Raw genomic sequence first — 20,490 nt, 5'->3', positions numbered from 1 at the left:
ATATTGATCACACCCGCTCGTAGATGGCCGCAATGCCCTGGCCGCCGCCAATGCACATGGTCACCAGCGCGTAGCGCCCGCCGGTGCGGTGCAGTTCGGCGATCGCCTTGGTGGTGATGATGGCACCGGTGGCGCCCACCGGGTGGCCGAGCGAAATGCCAGAGCCGTTCGGGTTGACCTTGGTCGGGTCCAGGCCCAGCTCCTGCACCACGGCGCAGGCCTGGGCGGCGAAGGCTTCGTTGGCTTCGATCACGTCCATGTCCTGCACCTTCAGGCCCGTGCGCGCCAGCACCTTCTGCGTGGCCGGCACGGGGCCGATGCCCATGTAGGCCGGGTCCACGCCCGCGTGCGCGTAGCCCACCAGGCGGGCCAGGGGCTTCACGCCCAGGGCGCTGATGCGGTCGCCCGCCACCAGCACCACGGCGGAGGCGCCGTCGTTGATGCCCGAGGCGTTGCCGGCGGTCACCGTGCCGCCGTCTTTCTTGAATGCGGGTTTCATGCCGGCCAGCACGTCGAGCGTGGTGGAGGCGCGCACATGCTCGTCTTCCTGGAACAGCACGGTGCCCTTGCGCGTGGCAATTTCAACCGGGACGATCTGGTCCTTGAAGTAGCCGGCGGCGATGGCGGCGGCGGCGCGCTGCTGACTGGCCAGGGCCAGTTCGTCCTGCATGGCGCGGGAGATTTTGTAGCGCTCGGCCACGTTCTCGGCGGTGATGCCCATGTGCATTTTTTGCCAGGGGTCGTGCAGGATGCCGAGCATGTAGTCGATGCTCTTGGCGTCGCCCATGCGCGCGCCGTAGCGCGCGGCGGTATCGAAGTAGGGGCCGCGGCTCATGGACTCGGAACCGCCGCCCACGGCCACGTCGCAGTCGCCATAGCCAATAGCCTGCGCGGCCGAAATGATGGCCTGCAGGCCCGAACCGCACAGGCGGTTGACGTTGAAGGCGGGCGTCTCGATCGGGCAGCCCGCGTCGATGGCGGCCACGCGGCTCAGGTACGCGTCCTTGGTGTCGGTGGGGATCACGTTGCCCATGACCACATGGCCCACGGCGTCGGGCGCCAGGCCCGAGCGGGCGATGGCTGCCTTCACGGCGGTGGTTGCGAGCTGGGTGTTGGGCACGTCTTTGAGGCTGCCGCCAAAGGTGCCGATGGCGGTGCGGGCGGTGCTGACAACGAAAACGTCGCGGTGGGTCATGTAAAGGGCTCCGTTGAAAAATGGGTGAAATCGTAGTGCAGCGGGCCCGAAAGAGGAGCCTACTGGATCAGTAAAGGCATTTTGCGCGCTGTTGTGCCGTTGTCCTGGGCGGCAGCCAGGTCATCCAGGATGGGGCAATCTGGCCGCTGGTCGCCGTGGCAGCAGTGCACCAGCGACTGCAGGGTGCGCTGCATGGCCTGCATGGCGGCGATGCGCTCGGCCAGATCGTCGATGTGCGCCTGGGCAATGCGCTTGACGCTGGCGCTGGCGCGCCCCTTGTCTTGCCACAGGCCCAGCAGCTCGCGGATTTCTTCCATCGAAAAGCCCAGCGTGCGCGCGCGGCCGATAAAGCGCAGGGCGTGCACGTCGGCCCCGGTGTACTGGCGGTAGCCGCTGTCGGTGCGCGCCACGCCGTTGAGCAGACCCAGGGCCTCGTAGTGGCGCACCATGCGCGCCGACACCCCGGCGCGCCGGGCGGCCTCGCTGATGGGCACGGGCCCATCGTTTCGGGGTGCGCGGGCGGTCATGCGGCGACCGTGTAGCCTTCTTCGGCAATGGCGGCGGCCAGTGCCTCGCGGGGCTGGGTACTGTCGATATCGACGCGGTTTTGTGCGCGGTCGATGCGCACGGTGGCGGCCGGGTCGATCTGCTGCACGGCCTGGGTGACGGCGCGTTCGCAGTGGCCGCAGGTCATGCCCTCTACTTGAAGGGTGTATTGCATGGGGTTTCTCCGTTAAATGGTGGACGAGAGGCACATGATGAACATTGACATCGTGGCATAGTCAAGCGCCCACAAAGGCACTGGCAGGTGCATGGTTGATGCGTGCCATGGCTTGACCTTGCCATCATGGCAAGGATTACGGTAGCCCCTTATGAACACACCTGTCATCCCCCCCGAACCGCTGGACACCCTGGACCTGGGCATTGGCGGCATGACCTGCGCCAGCTGCGTGGGCCGCGTCGAGCGCGCGCTGCGCAAGGTGCCTGGCGTGCAGGAGGCCACCGTGAACCTGGCCACCGAGTCGGCACGCATCGCCTATGTGGTGCCGCCCGATGCGGCAGGCCCGGCCATGGGCGCTCTGCTGCGCCGCGCCGTGCGCAATGCGGGCTACGAGCCGCGCGCGGCGGGGCAGGACGATGCGCCCGAGGACTTGTCGCCCTGGGCCGGTTTTTTGCCGGTGGGCGTGGGCCTGCTGCTGTCGGCCCCGTTGGTGCTGCCCATGCTGGGCGATCTGTTTGGCGCGCACTGGATGCTGCCTGCCTGGGCGCAGTTTGCGCTGGCCACGCCGGTGCAGTTCATTCTGGGGGCGCGTTTTTACAAGGCGGGCTGGCACGCGCTCAAGGCGCTGTCGGGCAACATGGATCTGCTGGTGGCGATTGGCACCTCGGCGGGCTGGGGGCTGTCGATGTGGCTGTGGCTCACGGCGCACGAGGGGCATGCCCCGCACCTGTATTTCGAAGCCTCGGCGGTGGTGGTGACGCTGGTGCTGCTGGGCAAGTGGCTGGAGGCGCGCGCCAAGCGCCAGACCACGGCGGCCATCCGCGCACTGCACGCGCTGCGCCCCGATGTGGCCCACATGCTGGGGCGTGACGGCGAGGTGGATGTGCCGGTGGCCGAGGTGATGGCGGGCGACCGGCTGGTGGTGCGCCCTGGCGAGCGCATTCCGGTGGACGGCAGCATTCTGGAGGGCCACACCCAGGTGGACGAGTCCATGCTGACCGGCGAGCCCTTGCCCGTGACGCGCGAGGTGGGTGCGCCCCTGACCGGCGGCTCCATCAATGGCGATGGCCGGGTGGTGATGCAGGTGACGGCGGTGGGCGCCGAGACGGTGTTGTCGCGCATCATCCGACTGGTGGAAGACGCGCAGGCCGCCAAGGCGCCCTTGCAGCGCATGGTTGACCAGGTGTCGGCCGTCTTTGTGCCGGTGGTGCTGCTGGTGGCGCTGGCCACGCTGCTGGGCTGGCTGTGGATGGGTGCGGGCTTTGAGCTGGCCATGATCCGTGCCGTGGCCGTGCTGGTGATTGCCTGCCCCTGCGCACTGGGGCTGGCCACGCCGGCGGCCATCATGACGGGCACGGGGGTGGCGGCAAAAAATGGCATTTTGATCAAGGACGCGCAGGCGCTGGAGCTGGCCCACAAGGTGGATGTGGTGGCGTTTGACAAGACCGGCACCCTGACCGTGGGCCGCCCACGGCTCACTGCCTTTGAGGTGGTGCCCGGCCAGGACGAGGCGGCCGTGCTGGCGGCCGTGGCCAGTGTGCAAAGTGGCAGCGAGCACCCGCTGGCCCGTGCAGTGGTGGTGGCTGCGCAGGAGCGCGGCCTGCAGCCCATGGCGCCCGACAGCGTGCGCGCCGTGCCGGGGCGAGGCACCGAGGGCGAGGTGCAGGCCCGCAGCTACCTGGTGGGCAGCCTGCGCTGGATGGACGAGTTGGGCGTTGGGCTGGGCGCGCTGGCGGCGCGGGCGAAAAGCCTGCAAAACGATGGCGCCACGGTGTCGGCCCTGGCCGAGCGCACCACCGACGGGTTGGCCCTGCGTGCAATTTTGGCCTTTGGCGACGAGCCCAAGCCCGGGGCGCGCGAGGCGTTGGCGGCGCTGCGCGCGCGCGGCATTCGCACCGTGATGATTTCGGGGGACAACCGGGGCGCTGCCCTGGCCATGGCGCAGCGCCTGGGGCTGGACGCCGCCGATGTGCGCGCCGAGGTATTGCCGGGCGACAAGGCGGCCCAGGTGGTGGCGCTGCAGCAAGGCGATGGCGAAGAAGCCCACCCGGGGGGGCAGCGCCCCAGCGCAGCGGCCCAGCATGGCGCCCACATTGTTGCCATGGTGGGCGACGGCGTGAACGACGCCCCGGCCCTGGCCGCTGCCGACGTGGGCATGGCCATGGGCAACGGCACCGATGTGGCCATGCACGCGGCCGGCATCACGCTGATGCGGGGCGACCCGATGCTGGTGGCAGCCGCGCTGGACATCTCGCGGCGCACCGTAGCGAAAATCCGGCAAAACCTGTTCTGGGCCTTTTTCTACAACGTGGCCGGCATTCCACTGGCGGCGCTGGGCTACCTGAACCCGGTGGTGGCCGGGGCGGCCATGGCGCTGAGTTCGGTGAGCGTGATGGCCAACGCCCTGCTGCTCAAGCGCTGGCGCATGTGACCACCGCGACAGTTTGGCGCGGTGCGGTCACCAATGTCTGGCAAACTGCAACGTTTTGTTGCATGTCCGTGGCCATCACAAGCGGCCGGGGCGCTTTTCAGACATTACGGAGGACACACCATGAATCTCTTATCGCTCATGCGGCTTTTCACCATCCGCTTTCGGATGCTGGGTGCCATTGCCGTCGTGCTGGGGCTGTTGGGCCTGTTGGGCGGTGCGGGCATGCTGGGCATGTTCCGCATCCACGCCATGAGCGAGGACTTCATGGCCAACTCGTTTGCCGAGGTGAGCCACATGGCCGAGCTGCGTGGCGAGATGGGGGCCATCCGCCAGCATGAAAAGGACATGATCATTGCGTACGAAAAGCCCGAGAGCGTGAAGGCGGCCCACACCAAGTGGCTGGCCAGCCTGGAGCAGTCGAAAAAAGTGGCGGCCCGCTTCCTTGAAGGCCCAGAGGACGCCGACAACGCCATCGCCCAGGCCATCGTCAAGCGCCTGGACAGCTACCGCGACCAGTTTGCGCATGTGGCGCGCCAGCTGGAAGCCGGGGGCTACGACACGGCCACCATTGCCAACCGCATGAGCGGCAAGGCGGTGGCCGAGTTTGACGAGGCCGACAAGCTGCTCAAGGAGCTCGATGGCGTGCTGCGTGGCGAGGTGACAGCGGCCGTGGCCGACCAGACCGATGTGTCCAACCAGACCCTGTGGCTGTTTGCCCTGGCGGTGCTGATCACCGTGTTGGTGGTGGTGCCCACCACGCTGATGAACATGCTGTCCATCTGCCGCCCACTGGCTGATGCCCGCCGCATGGCGCTGGCGATTGCCGGTGGCGACCTGTCGCAGCACATTGCCGCCGAGGGCAAAGACGAAGTGGCCGACCTGCAGCGCGCATTGACCGACATGCAGCAGGGCCTGGGGGCGCTGGTGGCGCAGGTGCGCGATGCCAGCGGCAGCATTGCCACGGCCAGCCAGGAGATCGCCACGGGCAACCAGGACCTGTCGCAGCGCACCGAGCAGACCGCCAGCAATGCCCAGGAAGCGGTGGCTTCGCTGTCGCAGATCACATCCAACGTGCAGCAAACCGCGTCGTCGTCGCAGATGGCCAACCAGCTGGCCAGCTCGGCGTCCAGCACGGCCACGCGCGGCGGTTCGGTGGTGGCGCAGGCCGTGGCCAGCATGCACGAGATCTCGGCATCGAGCCGCAAGATCGGCGACATCATCGGCCTGATCGACTCGATTGCCTTCCAGACCAACATTCTGGCGCTGAACGCTGCCGTGGAAGCGGCCCGCGCGGGTGAGCAGGGCCGGGGCTTTGCCGTGGTGGCCAGCGAAGTGCGCAGCCTCGCGCAACGCTCGGCCGCGGCGGCCAGCGACATCAAGGGGCTGATTCACAACAGCGTGACCGCCGTGGACGGTGGCGTGCGCCATGTGGAAGATGCGGGCGCCGCAATGAAGGAAATCGTGGCCAGCGTGCAGCGCGTGGGCGACATCATTGGCGAGATCACTGCCGCTGCCTCGGAGCAGTCGGCCGGCATTGGCCAGGTGAACCAGTCGGTGGGCGAGATCGACCGCATGACGCAGCAGAACGCGGCGCTGGTGGAAGAGTCGGCCGCCGCCGCCGAGTCGCTGCGCGAGCAGGCGGCCCGTCTGTCGAAGGTGGTACAGCAGTTCCGCCTGGCCGATGAAGGCAACGGCATGGCGTCCCTGTCCCGCATGCCGGCCTCCGCGCCGGACCGTGCCTTGATCGGCCGCGCCACGCCCCAGCTGGCGGGCTGAGCGACCGAGGGACCAGCGGCAGGCCGCTGGCTTGCCGGTGCCCCAGAAAAAACGCCGCCCGAGGGCGGCGTTTGCTATTTATTCGATAGCTGTAAGCGCTTTATGAACAAGCGCTGTAGCCACTTTTGATCTGAATTTTACGTCTCAGTACAGCGTGGGGTAGTCGGTGTATCCGGCAGCGCCGCCGCCGTAGAAGGTGGCGCGGTCGGGCTCGTTCAGGGGCGCGTTCTTTTCCAGGCGGGTCACCAGGTCGGGGTTGGCGATGAAGGGTCGGCCAAAGGCCACGATGTCGGCGCCGGCGGCCACGGCGGCATCGGCCAGTGCGCGGTCGTAGGCGTTGTTCACCATCCAGGCACCCTTGCCGCCGGCCTTGCGGTACACGGCCTTGAGGGCGGCGTAGTCAAACGGGCGGTCGGCCAGCTCGCGGGCGCCGCCGGTGGCGCCTTCGATGATGTGCACATAGGCCAGCCCCAGCGGGGCGAGTTGGGCCAGCAGGTAGTCAAACAGCTGCTGGGGATTTTCGTCCACGATGTCGTTGGCGGGTGTCACGGGCGACAGGCGAATGCCGGTGCGGCCCCCACCGATTTCATCGACGATGGCGCGCACCACTTCGAGGGTGAGGCGGGCGCGGTTCTTGATGCTGCCGCCGTAGTCGTCGGTGCGCTCGTTGGCGCCGGTTTTCAGGAACTGGTCGAGCAGGTAGCCGTTGGCCGCGTGGATTTCCACGCCATCAAAACCGCAGGCAATGGCGTTGCGCGCGGCGTGGCGGTAGTCCTGCACGATGCCGGGCAGCTCGCCCAGATCGAGCGCGCGGGGCATCGAGGTGTCGGTGAAGGTGGGCACCCCGTCCTTGAGCAGCACCGTCTTGGTGTGCGCGCGGATGGCCGAGGGCGCCACGGGGGCGGCGTTGCCCGGCTGCAGGTCGGTGTGCGAGACGCGGCCCACATGCCACAGCTGCACCACGATCTTGCCGCCTTCGGCGTGCACGGCGCTGGTCACGCGCTTCCAGCCATCGAGCTGCTCGGTGCCATACAGGCCGGGCACGTCGGCATAGCCCTGGCCTTGGGGGCTGATGGCGGTGGCCTCGGTGATCAGCAGGCCGGCGCTGGCGCGCTGCGTGTAGTAGGTGGCCATGAGCGGCGTGGGGATGGCGTCGGGCGCGCGGTTGCGCGTGAGCGGCGCCATGGCGATGCGGTTGGCCAGGTGCAGGTCACCGGCCTGTACGGGTTCGAACAAAGAGGGCATGAAAGGCTTTCGTCGAGAGAGTGAAGAGGGCTTGCCCGAGGGCAGGGCTTGGCATAAGGGTACTGCAGCGCCGCAAACGCTGCAGTACGCGGCGGACAGCACGGTCAAGCCATTGTGTGCTAAACGCATGGCGGCAAGAAAACGGAAGCTTCAAAAAAGATAGCTGTCAGCGCTTTATACATAAGCGTTACAGGCCATTTTGCGCATATTTTTCGTGTGCGCGCATGCAAACCCATGCGGAGCCCGCAGGCACAATCAGCACCCATGGAGACCAACCCCACCCGCGACCTGCAAGGCGTGCGCGCCCACCCGGTGGGCGTGGTGCTGGCACTGTCGCTGGGGGCCGCCGTGTCGCTGGGCATCACGCGTTTTGCCTATGCCTTGCTGCTGCCCGTGATGCGCGCCGACCTGGGCTGGAGCTACACCCTGGCCGGGGCCATGAACACCGTCAATGCGCTCGGTTACCTGCTGGGCGCCCTGGCCGCCCCCGCGCTGCTGCGGCGCCTGGCGCCCGGCACCCTGCTGCTGTGGGGCGCGGTGCTGGCCACGCTGTTCATGGCCTTGAGCGGCTTCTTCATCGAGGCCGCCCCGCTGCTGCTGCAACGCCTGCTGGCGGGCGTGGCCAGCGCCGTCATCTTTATCGCTGGCGGGCTGATGGCGGCGCGCCTGGGCGCCCTGGACGTGGGCCGCAGTGGCCTGCTGCTGGGCCTGTATTACGGTGGCGTGGGCTGGGGCATCAGCGCCTCGGCGCTGCTGGTGCCGCCCGTGCTGGCCGTGGCCCCGGCGCTGCACGGTTGGACCTGGGCCTGGTGGGCGCTGGCAGCCGTGTGTGCGCTGGCCACCGCGGTGCTGGTGTGGCCCGTGCGGGCGCTGCGCGGGCTGACGGCGCCTGCAACCGCGCCCGCCCCTGCGAAAGGCCTGAGTGTGGGCGCCAGTGGGGCTGAGGGCGCGAAGGCCGTTGCGCAACACGCGGCGCCCCCTTCGGCCGCGCCCGTGCCCGCCGTGCCCCTGCGCGCGCTGGCACCGGCCCTGCTGGGCTACACCTTGTTTGGTGTGGGCTACATCGGCTACATGACCTTTGTGGTGGCGCTGCTGCGCGAGCAGGGCATGGCCAGCGGCACCGTGACGCTGTTTTATGCCTTGCTGGGGCTGGCGGTGGTGCTGTCGTCGCGCATCTGGGCGGGCTTGCTGGACCGCAGCCGCGGCGGGCGTGCGCTGGCCCTGCTCAATGGTCTGCTGGGTGTGGCCACGCTGCTGCCGGCACTGACCTCGGCCTGGCCCGTAGCGCTGGCTTCGGGCCTGCTGTTTGGCGGGGTGTTCCTGGCGGTGGTGGCCTCGACCACCGCGCTGGTGCGCCACAACCTGCCGCCCGCGCAGTGGGCCGGCGGCATCAGCGCATTCACTGTCGTGTTCGCTGCCGGGCAGATCGTGGGGCCCACGGTGGTGGGCTGGATTGCCGACGGCCCCGGCGGGCTGGCGCGCGGCCTGGTGTATTCGGCCTGCGCGCTGTGGCTGGGGGCGCTGGTGGCAGCGCGCCAGCGGCCGCTGGCACTTACTTGAGCAGGCCTTCGGCCTTCATGGCCGCCTGCACGGCGGGGCGGGCGGCCACGCGGGCCTGAAAGGCGCTGAGGTTCTTCACGCCCGAAATGTCCAGGCGCACAAACCCGGCCCAGTTGGCCACGGTGAACAGGTAACCATCGGCCACGGTGAACTGCTCGCCCATCAGGTAGGGCTTGCCCGCGAGTTGGCCATCTATCCACTGCAGGCGCTTGAGTAGGCGCTCACGCACTTGGGGTTGGTAGTCGGCAGGCGTGGCGGGGTTGAACAGCGGCCCAAAACCCTGGTGGAGTTCGGTGCCGATGAAGGTCAGCCACTCTTGCAGGCGGTAGCGCGCCATGGAGCCATTGGCGGGGGCCAGGTTCTTTGCGGGCACCTGATCGGCGATGTACTGCACGATGGCGGGGCCTTCGCGCAGGCGCTCGCCGTTGTCCAGCTCCAGCACGGGCACATAACCCAGCGGGTTGATGCTGTAGAAATCGGTGCCGTCCTGCAGTTGGTGGCTTTTGGTGCTGACCAGCATGGGCGTGCAGGCCAGGCCGGCCTCGTGCAGGGCAATGTGGGCAGACAGGGAGCAGGCACCGGGCGAGTAGTAAAGCTTCATGGGCGAATCCTTGTGAACAAATCGGAACTTGAGCGCCCGATGCTATGCGCTGCGCCGGCTTTTTGCTGGCGCGGGGCAAGGCTGGCAGGGATACCCGGGCGCGCAACTGGTGCCCTCGAAGCCAGCGGCAGCCGTGCAAGGGCTACCCCCGCCGCAAGGGCTGCGTTCCCTTTGGGCTGCACGGGTGGGCATCCCCTTGAGGCTGAGGGCCGCAGCTCCGAGCCTGCCTGTGCAGGCCATGACGTGCGCGAAGGTCTGGCGCCTCTAGCAACCGCACCGAGGCGCCGCAGGCGACACAGGGGTTAGGTGTTCCAGCCGGGCAATTCGCGCTGCACTTTGCGCAGCAGCGCCGGCCAGGCAAACGCCCCGCCCAGGCCACCCGTTTGCACGCGCATGGCCTGGGCCACGCCGCTCACGATTTGTGGGTTCACGTCGATCAACTCGCCACCGGCCTGGGCGTCGATCTGTATGCGGCAGGTGTTCTCGAAGGTGTACATCGACAAGAACGCATCGGCAATCGTCTTGCCCACGGTGAGCAACCCGTGGTTGCGCAGCATGAGGAAGTTGGCCGCGCCCAGGTCGGCCTGCAGGCGCGGTTTTTCTGCATCGCGAAAGGCTACACCCTCGTACGCGTGGTACGCCAGCGAGCCCAGAACAAAGGTGCTTTGCTGGCTGATGGGCAGCACGCCGCCCTTTTGCGCGCTGACGGCCACGCCCGCGCGCGTGTGGGTGTGCAGCACACAGCCCGCCTCGGGCCGCGCCTCGTGTACGGCGCTGTGGATGACAAAACCCGCAGGGTTTACCGGGAAGGGCGATTCGTGCAGTTGGTTGCACTGCATGTCCACCTTGATCAGGCTTGACGCAGTGATCTCGTCGAACATGAGGCCGTAGGGGTTGATGAGGAAGTGGTGCTCGCCCACGCCCGACACTGATTCGGACAGCTTGGCGCTGATGTGGGTGAAGACCAGGTCACTCCAGCCATACAGCTCCACCAGCCGGTAGCACGCGGCCAGGTCGCAGCGCAGTTGCCATTCTTCGGGGCTGACGCTGGCTTGCAAAGAGGGGATGTTGAGCATGGTTTTGTCTCCGCGGTTTGGGGAAAGGTAAGACGCGCCACTGTAGGGCGGCGCGGCGCAGGCGGCTGTCCGGCAGGCTACACGGGCGACAACAGCTGCCGTGCCATGACTATGCAAAAAATAATAGCAGCGAGCGCTTGCTGGATAAGCGTCAGAGCCTTATTCGATTCAATTTTTTCCGTCTGGCGGCTTGCGTGCCTCGTCGGCATGTTTCAGTGATCGATGCGCGCATCTTCGTCCGCATCAGGGGTGGGTGAGGACTTCCAGTTCGTCCAGGAAGCGCATGGCCTGGTCGGCGTCATGCCCGCACATTTCGGCCGAAGGCATCAGCCCGCTGCAAACTGCCGGGCGCCCGGGTTGCCCAAAAATGAGGCAGCGTGCGTCATCGCCCAGTTGAATGCAGCGCACGCCCGCCGGTTTGCCGTGTGGCATGCCGGGTATGGGCGAGCTGATGGAGGGGGCGGTGCAGCAGGCGCCGCATCGGGGGCGGCAATCCAGGGGTATCGGTTTTGATAGCTGCTTGCGCTGGTCAGGCGGAGGCCAGAGGCCGTTTTGGCTTGAAATGATCAGCCAACCGCCGGCTGCAGCCGCTCTGCAGCCCACAGCACCTGTTCTACCACGGCGCGCACGCGGTCGCGGTGGGCGGGCTGGACGAGGGTGCCGCTGTCGTCAAACGCGGTGCCTGCGCCGCCCAGCGCAAACGCGCGGGGCGCCAGCCAGCATTCCAGGTTGATGAGCAGCGGGGCCAGATGGCTTTGCGAGCGCAGGCCTCCCAAGGCGCCCGGTGAGGCGCTGAGCATGCCCACGACCTTGCCGCGAAAAGACCGGGTGCCGTCCTGCCAGTCGGGGTGGCCCTGGACGGGGCTGGATGCCCAGTCGATGGTGTTCTTGAGCAGCGCGGTGTAGCTGCCGTTGTACTCGGGCGAGCAGATGATCCAGGCCGGGTGGTCGTGCAGCACCTGCTTGAGGCGCAGCACATCGGCGGGCGTGCCTTGCGCTTCCAGGTCGGCGTTGTACATCGGAATGTCAAAGTCGGACAACTCAAGCGTTGTGACCCGGGCACCCGCTTCGCGCGCGATGGCGGCAGCGGCGTGGGCCAGCTTGCGGTTGAAGGACTGCTGGCGGGTGCTGCCCGCAAAAACGAGAAGTTGTTGGTGCATGTCTGGCATTGGAGCACAGGCGTGTGGCGGAGGTGCTGGCGGGCTGGTCATGGCCTTTGACGGCGCATGGGGGCTTGTGCCGCCCCTTTGTTGCAACGCCTCGGGGCCTTGCTGGCGGGCGGTGTTTCACGTGAAACGGTCTGCCCCAGGCGCGCAGTGCAGGTGTGCTGCAAAGGTTGTCTGCAGCGGGGGCGGGCGTGTGCCAGACAAAGGTGGGAAAATTGCGGGTTTCTCGCAGCGGGGCCTCAGGGTTGGCAGGCGGGGCGGGCCGCTGCGGCGGGTGCTCGGTGGGTGTTTGGCCAGAATTTGGCCCGTGTGGTGTGTGTGGTGTGTGTCGTTATGGGCCGGTGGCCCCGGAGTTGTCCGATGTTGTATCCCCAGGAATTTGATGTGATCGTTGTCGGCGGAGGCCATGCCGGCACCGAGGCCGCGCTGGCCGCAGCGCGCATGGGCAGCCGCACGCTGCTGCTCACGCACAACATCGAGACACTGGGGCAGATGAGCTGCAACCCCAGCATCGGCGGCATCGGCAAGGGCCACCTCGTAAAAGAGGTGGACGCGCTGGGCGGGGCGATGGCGCTGGCCACGGACGAGGGCGGCATCCAGTTCCGCATTCTCAACAGCAGCAAGGGCCCCGCCGTGCGGGCCACGCGCGCGCAGGCCGACCGCATTTTGTACAAGGCCGCCATCCGCCGCATGCTGGAGAACCAGCCGAACCTGTGGCTGTTTCAGCAGGCGGTGGACGACCTGATGGTGGAGGGCGATCGCGTGGTGGGCGCCGTCACGCAGGTGGGCATCCAATTTCGCAGCCGCACGGTGGTGCTGACGGCGGGTACCTTCCTGGACGGCAAGATCCATGTGGGGCTGAACAACTACGCAGCTGGCCGGGCGGGCGACCCGCCAGCGGTGTCGCTGTCGGCACGGCTCAAAGAATTGCAACTGCCGCAGGGCCGCCTGAAGACTGGTACACCACCCCGGCTGGATGGGCGCAGTATCGACTTCTCCAAATGCACCGAGCAGCCCGGTGACGGCATGCCCGGCGGCGTGAACGAGGGCACGGTGCCCGTATTCAGCTTCATGGGCAATGCACAGATGCACCCCCAGCAGGTGCCCTGCTGGATCACCCACACCAACGAGCGCACGCACGAGATCATCCGCAGCGGCTTTGACCGCAGCCCCATGTTCACCGGCAAGATCGAGGGCGTGGGCCCGCGCTACTGCCCGAGCGTAGAAGACAAGATCAACCGCTTTGCCGACAAGGACAGCCACCAGATTTTTCTGGAACCCGAGGGGCTGACCACGCACGAGTTTTACCCCAATGGCATTAGCACCAGCCTGCCGTTCGACATCCAGTACGAGCTGGTGCGCAGCATGCCGGGGCTGGAGAACGCGCACATTCTGCGCCCCGGCTACGCCATCGAATACGACTACTTTGACCCGCGCGCGCTGAAAGGCAGCTTCGAGACGCGGCAGATTCAGGGTCTGTTCTTCGCCGGGCAGATCAATGGCACCACGGGCTATGAAGAGGCGGCGGCGCAGGGCTTGTTCGCCGGGCTCAACGCCGCGCTGCAGTGCCGGGGCGAGGCGCCCTGGCTGCCCGGCCGCGACGAGGCTTACCTGGGCGTGCTGGTGGATGACCTCATCACCAAGGGCGTGACCGAGCCTTACCGCATGTTCACCAGCCGGGCCGAGTTCCGCCTGCAGCTGCGCGAGGACAACGCCGACATGCGCCTGACGGAAGCCGGGCGCCGCATGGGCTTGGTGGACGATGCGCGCTGGGAGTCTTTCAGCCGCAAACGCGATGCGGTTTCACGTGAAACCGAGCGCCTCAAAGCCACCTGGGTGAACCCGCGCAACCTGCCTGCGGCCGAGTCGGAGCGGGTGCTGGGCAAGAGCATCGAGCATGAGTACAACCTGTTCGAGCTGCTGCGCCGCCCCGACGTGAACTACGCCAACCTGATGTCGATGGACGGCGGCAAGTACGCTTCGGCCGATGTTTCACGTGAAACGTTGGGAGAGCTGAGCGTGCCCGTGGTGGAGCAGGTGGAGATTGCTGCCAAGTACTCGGGCTACATCGACCGGCAAAAAGGCGAGGTGGAGCGCGCCGCACATTTCGAAAAGCTGCGCCTGCCCCCAGACCTGGACTACATGCAGGTGACGGCTCTGAGCATCGAGGCGCGCCAGGTGCTCAGCCGCCACCGGCCCGAAACCCTGGGCCATGCCTCGCGCATCACGGGCATTACGCCGGCAGCGATCTCGTTGCTGATGGTGCATTTGAAGAAGGGCGGGTTCAAGGAGTTTGCGGTGGCCCCGGCTTTGCCTGCCACGGCCGAAGGGCAGGTGGTGGCATGACGACAGCAGCGGTCCACAACGACGCCCTGCGCAAGCAGCTGCAGGCGGGTGTAGACGCCCTGGCCCTGGGTCTGACCGAGGCACAAATCACCCAGTTGCTCGAGTTTCTGTCCCTGCTGCAAAAGTGGAACAAGGTCTACAACCTCACGGCCGTGCGGGACCCGCAGGAGATGCTCACCCACCATCTGCTCGACAGCCTTGCGGCGGTGGGGCCGCTGCGCCGCCATGTGGTTGCGCAGACTGGCGAGGGCGGGGGGGGCGTGCGCCTGCTTGACGTAGGCTCGGGAGGTGGATTGCCTGGCGTGGTGTTCGCCATCTGCTGCCCGGATGTTGACGTGAGCTGTGTCGATACCGTGGGCAAGAAGGCGGCGTTCATCCAGCAGGCGGCGGTGGCCCTGAAACTTCGCAACCTGCATGGCGTGCACGCGCGGGTCGAGACCCTCACGACGCCGTTTGACATCATCAGCTGCCGCGCCTTTGCCTCGTTGCCCGATTTTGTGACCTGGTCACAGAGTGCGCTGGCCATGCCGCACGGGGTCTGGCTGGCCATGAAAGGCAAGCACCCCGCAGACGAAATCGCCGCCTTGCCCGCCGAAGTGCAGGTGTTTCACGTGGAACAGCTCACCGTTCCGGGGCTGGATGCCGAGCGCTGCATTGTCTGGATGAAGCCCGCCTGACGGATCTTTTTGAGGCGAGGCAAGGGTGGTCGCGTAAACTCGGGCTCCGGTCCGCAGCGCTGCGCAGACCTTCCAGCCTTCCAGAGGAATCCCACATGTTCGGCATTGCAGACTACGGCGCCTTTGTCGCCGCCATTGTGTTGTTTCTGGCCATCCCGGGCCCCGGCAACCTGGCGCTCATCACCTCCACCAGCAAGGGCGGCGTGCGTGGCGGTCTGGCGGCCACGCTGGGTGTGATCGCGGGCGACCAGGTGCTGATGTGGGCGGCGGTGGCTGGTGTGGCGGCTTTGCTGGCCACCTACCCCACGGCTTTCCATGCCGTGCAGTGGCTGGGCGCTGCCTATCTGGCCTGGCTGGGCTTCAAGATGCTCACGGCCAAGCCGGGTGCCCAGCCCATCCTCAACATCCAGCCGCGCCATTATTTCAAGCAGGCTGCACTCATCACCTTGCTCAACCCCAAGGCCATCGTGTTCTACATGGCGTTCTTCCCGCTGTTTGTGGACCCGGCACGCCATCAGGGCATGCTCACCTTTGGCGTGATGGCCGCCACCATTGCCGCCCTGACCCTGGCCTACGGCCTCACCGTGGTGCTGCTTACGCACCACCTGGCCGAGCGCATGCGCGCCAACCCCCGCATTGCCCGCGTGCTTGAAAAAGTGGCCGGCGTCTTTTTGATCGGCTTTGGCATCAAGCTGGCCATCTCCAAATAACCCCCACCACCACAGCATCCACATGGCCAAGATTTTTTGCGTTGCCAACCAGAAGGGTGGCGTTGGCAAGACCACCACCACCGTCAACCTGGCTGCGGGCCTGGCCAAGATTGGTCAGCGCGTGCTGATGGTCGACCTGGACCCGCAGGGCAATGCCACCATGGGCTCGGGCGTGGACAAGCGCAGCCTGGACCTGACGGTCTATGACGTGCTGCTCGAATCTGCGTCGGTCAAAGAGGCAGCAGTGCTGTCCGACAAATGCGGCTACTGGGTGCTGGGTGCCAACCGCGAGCTGGCCGGTGCCGAGGTGGAACTGGTGGCGCTGGAGCACCGCGAAAAGCGCCTCAAGGCCGCGCTGGCCGAGGTGGGGGGCGACTACGACTTTGTGCTCATCGACTGCCCTCCGTCCCTGTCGATGCTCACCCTCAACGGCCTGTGCAGCGCCCACGGCGTCATCGTGCCCATGCAGTGCGAATACTTTGCGCTCGAAGGCCTGACCGATTTGGTCAACACCATCAAGCAGGTGCACGCCAACCTCAATACCGACCTGCAGATCATCGGCCTGCTGCGTGTGATGTTCGACCCGCGCATCACGCTGCAGCAGCAGGTGAGCGACCAGCTCAAGGGCCACTTTGGCGACAAGGTGTTCAACAGCGTGATCCCGCGCAACGTGCGCCTGGCCGAGGCGCCCAGCTATGGGCTGCCGGGCGTGGTGTTTGACCCGGCCGCCAAGGGCAGCGTGGCCTTTGTGGAGTTTGCGCAAGAGATGGTCGAGCGCGTGCAAAGCATGCCTGCAGCAGCAAGTTCCATGGTCAAAATGCCCTCTGGCGCTTGATGGATAAGCGCTGATAGCTATCAAAACAATAGTAATGAAGGCGTCCAACATTTTGCTGCTGCCCGGCTGGCAGAACTCTGGCCCCGACCACTGGCAAAGCCTGTGGGAGGCCCGCCACGGCTACCACCGCGTCGAGCAGCACGACTGGATGCGCCCGCTGCGCGGTGACTGGTCGGCAAGGCTGGAAGAAACCGTGGTCGATGCTGACGGCCCCGTGGTGCTGGTGGCGCACAGCCTGGGCTGCATTCTTACCGCCTGGTGGGCGGCGCATTCGCCCAACGCCCACCGCGTGCAGGGCGCGCTGCTGGTCGCCCCCGGCGATGTGGAGCGCCCCGATCTGGCCGCGCAAATCCACGGCTGGGCGCCCATTGCGCGCCAGCCGCTGACGTTTCCCGCCGTGCTGGTGGGCAGCCGCAACGACCCGTATTGCAGTTATGAGCGCGCCGAAGGCCTGGGCGAGGCCTGGGGCGCACGCTTTGTCGACGGCGGCGCACGCGGCCACCTCAATGCCGAATCCGGCCTGGCAGACTGGCCCGAGGGCCACCACCTGCTGTACACCCTTTTGAAAGATTGACGAACATGGTCACCAAAAAACCCAAGGGCCTCGGCCGCGGACTCGAAGCATTGCTGGGCCCCAAGGTGGCCGAGGCGGCTGAAAAGGCGCAGGCCGCCGATGCGGGGCTGCCCAGCAGCCTGCGCCTGGATGACATGGTGCCCGGCATGTACCAGCCGCGCACCCGCATGGACGAGGGCGCGCTGTACGAGCTGGCCGAATCCATCAAGGCCCAGGGCATCATGCAGCCGATTCTGGTGCGCCGCCTGGTCGAGGGCGACAACGCGGGCCGGTACGAAATCATTGCGGGCGAGCGGCGCTTTCGTGCGGCGCGCCTGGCGGGGCTGGACAGCGTGCCCGTGCTGGTGCGCGACGTGCCCAACGAGGCCGCCGCCGCCATGGCCCTCATCGAGAACATCCAGCGCGAAGACCTCAATCCGCTGGAAGAGGCGCAGGGCCTGCAGCGGTTGGTGAAAGAGTTCGGCCTCACGCATGAGCAGGCCGCGCAGGCCGTGGGCCGCTCGCGCAGCGCCGCCAGCAACCTGCTGCGCCTCTTGAACCTGGCCGAGCCCGTGCAGACCATGCTGATGGCGGGCGACATCGACATGGGCCACGCGCGTGCGCTGCTGGCGCTGGACCGCGCTGCGCAGATCACCGCCGGCAACCAGATCGCCGCCCGAAAACTCTCGGTGCGCGAGGCCGAGGCCCTGGTCAAAAAGATCGGTGCCGAGTTCAACCTGGTGGCCACGCGGCCCAAAAAGGAAAAATCGCGCGACCTCAAGCGGGTGGAAGAAGAACTCTCGGACCTGCTCATGGCCGAGGTGGAGGTGCGTGTGAAAAAGCGCGTCAAACGCAATGGCCGCATGGAAGACATGGGCGAGCTGTCCATCCAGTTCGGCTCGCTGGAAGCCCTGAACGGACTGATCGACCGGCTGCGCGGCAACGCCTGACCCGGCCGAACGCAGGGCCCTTGCCCCACATGGTTCGCCGCTTTTTGCCATGGCCCTTGCCGGCGCTCTTGGCCTGGGCGGCGGCGTGGCTGGCGTTTGTGGCCCTGCAGCGCGCGCACCTGCCCGCGGCATGGGCGCTGGTGCTGGCCTGTGGCCTGGGCACGGCTGCCAGCGTGTTGGGCGGCACCTGGTGGCAGCGTGGGCTGATTGCGGCGGGATTTCCGCTGTCGCTGGCCCTCACGGGTGCGGCGGGCCTGCCCGCCTGGGCCTGGCTGGTGCCGCTGGCCCTGCTGCTGCTGGTCTACCCCCTGAACGCCTGGCGCGCGCGTGCTCGATGCGGGCTGCGGTCTGGGCGACGGCCTGATTGCGCTGCGCCAGGCCTACCCCCTGGCCCGGCTGGAGGGGCTGGAATGGAGCCGACCCCTGCGCTGGCTGTGCGCCCGCCGGTGCCCCTGGGCGCAGATGCACTGGGGCGACATGTGGCGTGCCGACTGGAGCGGTTACCAGCTCGTCTACCTGTTCCAGCGCCCCGAAAGCATGGCCCGTGCCTGGGCCAAAGGCTGCGCCGAAATGGCCCCGGGCGCCTGGCTGGTGAGTCTGGAATTTCCCGTGCCAGGGGTGCAGCCGCATGCCCGGCAACAGGCGCCTGGAGGCAGGGCGGCGTGGGTTTACTGCACGCCCCGGGAGGGCCGGATGAGCGACACCACCAAGGTGACGACCGTGAGCGGGATCACAAAGCCCAGCATCACGGCCGAGTAGGTGTGCAGCGCATCGTGCTGCTGCGCGGCCAGGATGAGGTAGGACACGTAGGCCGCGTAGTAGCCCAGGAACACGGCGCCTTCCCAGCGGGCGATCTCGCGGCCCGACAGGAAGATGGGCAGGCAGGCCAGCGCCACGGCCAGCATCACCCAGATGTCGAAGGCCATCAGCGAGGGCGCCACGACCAGGCCTTCGCTGCCCGCCGCCAGTCCGGCCAGCCCCAGGCAGCCCAGAATGTTGAAGGTGCTGCTGCCCACCACGTTGCCCACGGCGATGTCGCGCTCGCCCTTGAGGGCGGCGGCCACCGAGGTGGCCACCTCGGGCATGGAGGTGCCCGCTGCCACGATGGTCAGGCCGATCACCAGGTCGCTCACGCCCAGCGCCTTGGCAAACACCACGGCCGCGCCCACCAGCCAGTCCGAGCCCAGCACCAGCAGCGCGAGCCCGGCGACGATGAGCGCGATCTGCACCGGCATGCGGGCATCCCAGGCGCCGGCAGCGGGGGCGTGGATTTCGGCCTCGAACTCGGCCTGGGCGGCCTGGGTTTCCCGGCGCGACTGCACCACCAGAAATACGGTGTAGGCCAGCAGCAGGCCAAACAGCAGCGCGGCGTCGGTCAGGCTGATGCGGCCATCGAGCCCGAGCACCAGCAGCAACAGCGAGGCCCCCATGAGGATGGGAACCTCCTGCCGGATGATCTGCACATGCACCACCAGCGGGGCGATGAGGGCGCTCAGGCCCAGGATGAACAGCACATTGAAGATATTGCTGCCCACCACATTGCCCATGGCCAGGCCGGTCTGGCCATTGAGCACGGCCCCGGTCGACACCGCCATCTCGGGGGCGCTGGTGCCAAAGGCCACGATGGTCAGCCCCACCACCAGCGGCGAAATGCCAAACGACAGGGCCAACCGCGAAGCGCCCCGCACCAGCAGGTCGGCCCCCACCACCAGCGCGGCCAGCCCTGCGGCGAACATCAGAAAATGCAGCATCAAAACACCAGCTTCAGAACCATGAGGGAATCGAGTGTGCCCGCTGGGGAGCAGGGCCGTCCACTGTGGGGTATTGGGCCGGCCCCGGCGCTGCGGCGTTCACACCTTCTCAGGCGGGCCGGTGCATGCGGAACAGTTGCTCTGGCCCCACCGTGAAATAGTCGGCCGGGCCGCCCCCGCGCAGGATGTGGCCGGCGCCTGCCGTGTCGTACACGCCGTCTTTCAGCAGCGCCTTGGCGATGTGCACGGCCACCACTTCGCCCAGCACCAGCCAGGTGGGCACCTTTTCACCGTCGATGCCCTGCAGCTGCACGATCTGTGTGCTGCGGCATTCAAACGTGACAGGGCTTTCGGCCACGCGGGGTGGGCGCACTTTCTCGGAGGCCAGGGGGGTGAGGCCCGCCAGCTCAAACTCGCTGACTTCGGGGGGCACGGCGGCGCAGCTCTGGTTCATGGCGTCGGCCAGATCGTGAGTGGCCAAATTCCACACAAACTCGCCGGTGGCCTCGATGTTGCGCAGCGTGTCCTTGGCGCCAATGCTGGCAAAGCCCACGATGGGCGGCACGTAGTTGAACGCAGTGAAGAAGCTGTAGGGCGCCAGGTTCAACGCGCCCGTGGCGCTTTGGGTGGAGATCCAGCCGATGGGGCGGGGACCCACGATGGCGTTGAACGGATCGTGCGGCAGGCCGTGCCCCAGGCGGGGTTCGTAGGTGTGGATGTCAGCGGTCATGGGCAAAGGAGCGGTAGGGGGAAGCGGGGTTTCTCAATATTTTGGCGCCAGAGGCTCTGCATTTCATCGCCTGCCGGGCCCGTATTGCTGTTAATTAGATAGCTGATAGCGCTTTATCTGCAAGGGCTACAGGTCAAAAACGTTCAAAGTTTGACGCGACCAAGGGG

Annotated in this window: 19 protein-coding genes and 1 pseudogene; 10 read left to right on the top strand and 10 right to left on the bottom strand. The window is 67.0% G+C overall.

All coding sequences use genetic code 11. The annotated features are described in order from the left end of the window. Nucleotides 1-7: 7 nt before the first annotated feature. Genes DTW89_RS08330 through DTW89_RS08320 form a run of 3 tightly spaced genes read right to left on the bottom strand, consistent with a single transcriptional unit; the run spans nucleotide 8 to nucleotide 1,916 of the window. On the bottom strand, nucleotides 8-1,195 hold the full coding sequence (locus DTW89_RS08330; protein ID WP_114655601.1) for an acetyl-CoA C-acyltransferase family protein: 1,188 nt from the start codon (nucleotides 1,193-1,195) through the stop codon (nucleotides 8-10). A 59-nt stretch (nucleotides 1,196-1,254) separates the two neighbouring features. Then, on the bottom strand, nucleotides 1,255-1,722 hold the full coding sequence (gene cueR, locus DTW89_RS08325) for a Cu(I)-responsive transcriptional regulator (protein ID WP_114655600.1): 468 nt from the start codon (nucleotides 1,720-1,722) through the stop codon (nucleotides 1,255-1,257). Then, nucleotides 1,719-1,916, bottom strand: coding sequence for a heavy-metal-associated domain-containing protein (locus tag DTW89_RS08320; RefSeq protein ID WP_024813522.1), 198 nt, complete (start codon nucleotides 1,914-1,916; stop codon nucleotides 1,719-1,721). Before DTW89_RS08320 ends, cueR begins: the two co-directional genes overlap by 4 nt. 151 nt (nucleotides 1,917-2,067) lie before the next feature. Here DTW89_RS08320 and DTW89_RS08315 point away from each other — a divergent pair, with 151 nt between their 5' ends. Together DTW89_RS08315 and DTW89_RS08310 are read left to right on the top strand one after the other, a co-directional pair. Further along, nucleotides 2,068-4,347: a heavy metal translocating P-type ATPase gene (locus tag DTW89_RS08315; RefSeq protein WP_114655599.1), complete on the top strand. Its 2,280-nt coding sequence runs from the start codon at nucleotides 2,068-2,070 to the stop codon at nucleotides 4,345-4,347. A gap of 120 nt (nucleotides 4,348-4,467) precedes the next feature. Beyond that, the gene (locus tag DTW89_RS08310; protein ID WP_114655598.1) at nucleotides 4,468-6,123 is read left to right on the top strand and encodes a methyl-accepting chemotaxis protein; all 1,656 of its coding nucleotides are present in this window, start codon (nucleotides 4,468-4,470) and stop codon (nucleotides 6,121-6,123) included. Nucleotides 6,124-6,267: 144 nt separating this feature from the next. Here DTW89_RS08310 and DTW89_RS08305 read toward each other — a convergent pair whose 3' ends face one another. Next, complete coding sequence (locus tag DTW89_RS08305) at nucleotides 6,268-7,368, bottom strand: alkene reductase (RefSeq protein WP_024813525.1); 1,101 nt, start codon at nucleotides 7,366-7,368, stop codon at nucleotides 6,268-6,270. A 264-nt stretch (nucleotides 7,369-7,632) separates the two neighbouring features. On the opposite strand from DTW89_RS08305, the gene DTW89_RS08300 reads away from it, so the two are divergent. Then, nucleotides 7,633-8,928 (top strand): YbfB/YjiJ family MFS transporter, encoded by a 1,296-nt coding sequence (locus DTW89_RS08300; RefSeq protein WP_236637079.1) that lies wholly within the window; start codon nucleotides 7,633-7,635, stop codon nucleotides 8,926-8,928. Here DTW89_RS08300 and gstA read toward each other — a convergent pair. From gstA to DTW89_RS08280, 4 genes are all read right to left on the bottom strand, one after another. Continuing rightward, nucleotides 8,921-9,529, bottom strand: a complete 609-nt coding sequence (gene gstA / locus DTW89_RS08295) for a glutathione transferase GstA (RefSeq protein WP_114655596.1) — start codon at nucleotides 9,527-9,529, stop codon at nucleotides 8,921-8,923. The two genes, DTW89_RS08300 and gstA, sit on opposite strands and share 8 nt — an antisense overlap. 302 nt (nucleotides 9,530-9,831) lie before the next feature. Then, a complete protein-coding gene (locus tag DTW89_RS08290) occupies nucleotides 9,832-10,605 on the bottom strand; it encodes a class II aldolase/adducin family protein (protein WP_114655595.1) in 774 nt (257 codons plus the stop codon). 243 nt (nucleotides 10,606-10,848) lie between these two features. After that, complete coding sequence (locus DTW89_RS08285) at nucleotides 10,849-11,103, bottom strand: YkgJ family cysteine cluster protein (RefSeq protein ID WP_114655614.1); 255 nt, start codon at nucleotides 11,101-11,103, stop codon at nucleotides 10,849-10,851. A gap of 68 nt (nucleotides 11,104-11,171) precedes the next feature. Continuing rightward, nucleotides 11,172-11,765 (bottom strand): NADPH-dependent FMN reductase, encoded by a 594-nt coding sequence (locus DTW89_RS08280; RefSeq protein WP_114655594.1) that lies wholly within the window; start codon nucleotides 11,763-11,765, stop codon nucleotides 11,172-11,174. 366 nt (nucleotides 11,766-12,131) lie between these two features. Here DTW89_RS08280 and mnmG point away from each other — a divergent pair, with 366 nt between their 5' ends. The 7 genes and pseudogenes from mnmG to DTW89_RS08245 all read left to right on the top strand — a co-directional run bounded on the left by mnmG (nucleotide 12,132) and on the right by DTW89_RS08245 (nucleotide 18,601). Then, complete coding sequence (gene mnmG / locus DTW89_RS08275; RefSeq protein ID WP_114655593.1) at nucleotides 12,132-14,117, top strand: tRNA uridine-5-carboxymethylaminomethyl(34) synthesis enzyme MnmG; 1,986 nt, start codon at nucleotides 12,132-12,134, stop codon at nucleotides 14,115-14,117. Beyond that, a complete protein-coding gene (rsmG, locus tag DTW89_RS08270) occupies nucleotides 14,114-14,794 on the top strand; it encodes a 16S rRNA (guanine(527)-N(7))-methyltransferase RsmG (RefSeq protein WP_114655592.1) in 681 nt (226 codons plus the stop codon). Before mnmG ends, rsmG begins: the two co-directional genes overlap by 4 nt. A 95-nt stretch (nucleotides 14,795-14,889) precedes the next feature. After that, on the top strand, nucleotides 14,890-15,504 hold the full coding sequence (locus DTW89_RS08265) for a LysE family translocator (RefSeq protein WP_024813533.1): 615 nt from the start codon (nucleotides 14,890-14,892) through the stop codon (nucleotides 15,502-15,504). 22 nt (nucleotides 15,505-15,526) lie between these two features. After that, a complete protein-coding gene (locus DTW89_RS08260; protein WP_114655591.1) occupies nucleotides 15,527-16,339 on the top strand; it encodes a ParA family protein in 813 nt (270 codons plus the stop codon). A gap of 34 nt (nucleotides 16,340-16,373) precedes the next feature. Then, nucleotides 16,374-16,913 (top strand): RBBP9/YdeN family alpha/beta hydrolase, encoded by a 540-nt coding sequence (locus DTW89_RS08255; RefSeq protein ID WP_114655590.1) that lies wholly within the window; start codon nucleotides 16,374-16,376, stop codon nucleotides 16,911-16,913. A 5-nt stretch (nucleotides 16,914-16,918) separates the two neighbouring features. Then, on the top strand, nucleotides 16,919-17,842 hold the full coding sequence (locus tag DTW89_RS08250; protein WP_024813536.1) for a ParB/RepB/Spo0J family partition protein: 924 nt from the start codon (nucleotides 16,919-16,921) through the stop codon (nucleotides 17,840-17,842). 29 nt (nucleotides 17,843-17,871) lie between these two features. Then, nucleotides 17,872-18,601, top strand: a pseudogene (locus tag DTW89_RS08245) (class I SAM-dependent methyltransferase). Here the strand turns inward: DTW89_RS08245 and DTW89_RS08240 are convergent. Then, on the bottom strand, nucleotides 18,511-19,593 hold the full coding sequence (locus DTW89_RS08240; protein WP_201740969.1) for a calcium/sodium antiporter: 1,083 nt from the start codon (nucleotides 19,591-19,593) through the stop codon (nucleotides 18,511-18,513). The pseudogene DTW89_RS08245 and the gene DTW89_RS08240 sit on opposite strands and share 91 nt — an antisense overlap. A 109-nt stretch (nucleotides 19,594-19,702) precedes the next feature. Then, entirely contained in the window at nucleotides 19,703-20,323 is a 621-nt protein-coding gene (locus tag DTW89_RS08235; RefSeq protein WP_114655589.1) for a flavin reductase family protein, read from the bottom strand. Between the last annotated feature and the right edge of the window lie 167 nt (nucleotides 20,324-20,490).

This window comes from Acidovorax sp. BoFeN1, from assembly GCF_003345135.1.
Lineage (GTDB): Bacteria > Pseudomonadota > Gammaproteobacteria > Burkholderiales > Burkholderiaceae_C > Acidovorax > Acidovorax defluvii.
Note: the sequence above shows the minus strand (reverse complement) of the source record. Positions and strands in the feature narration are given on the sequence as shown.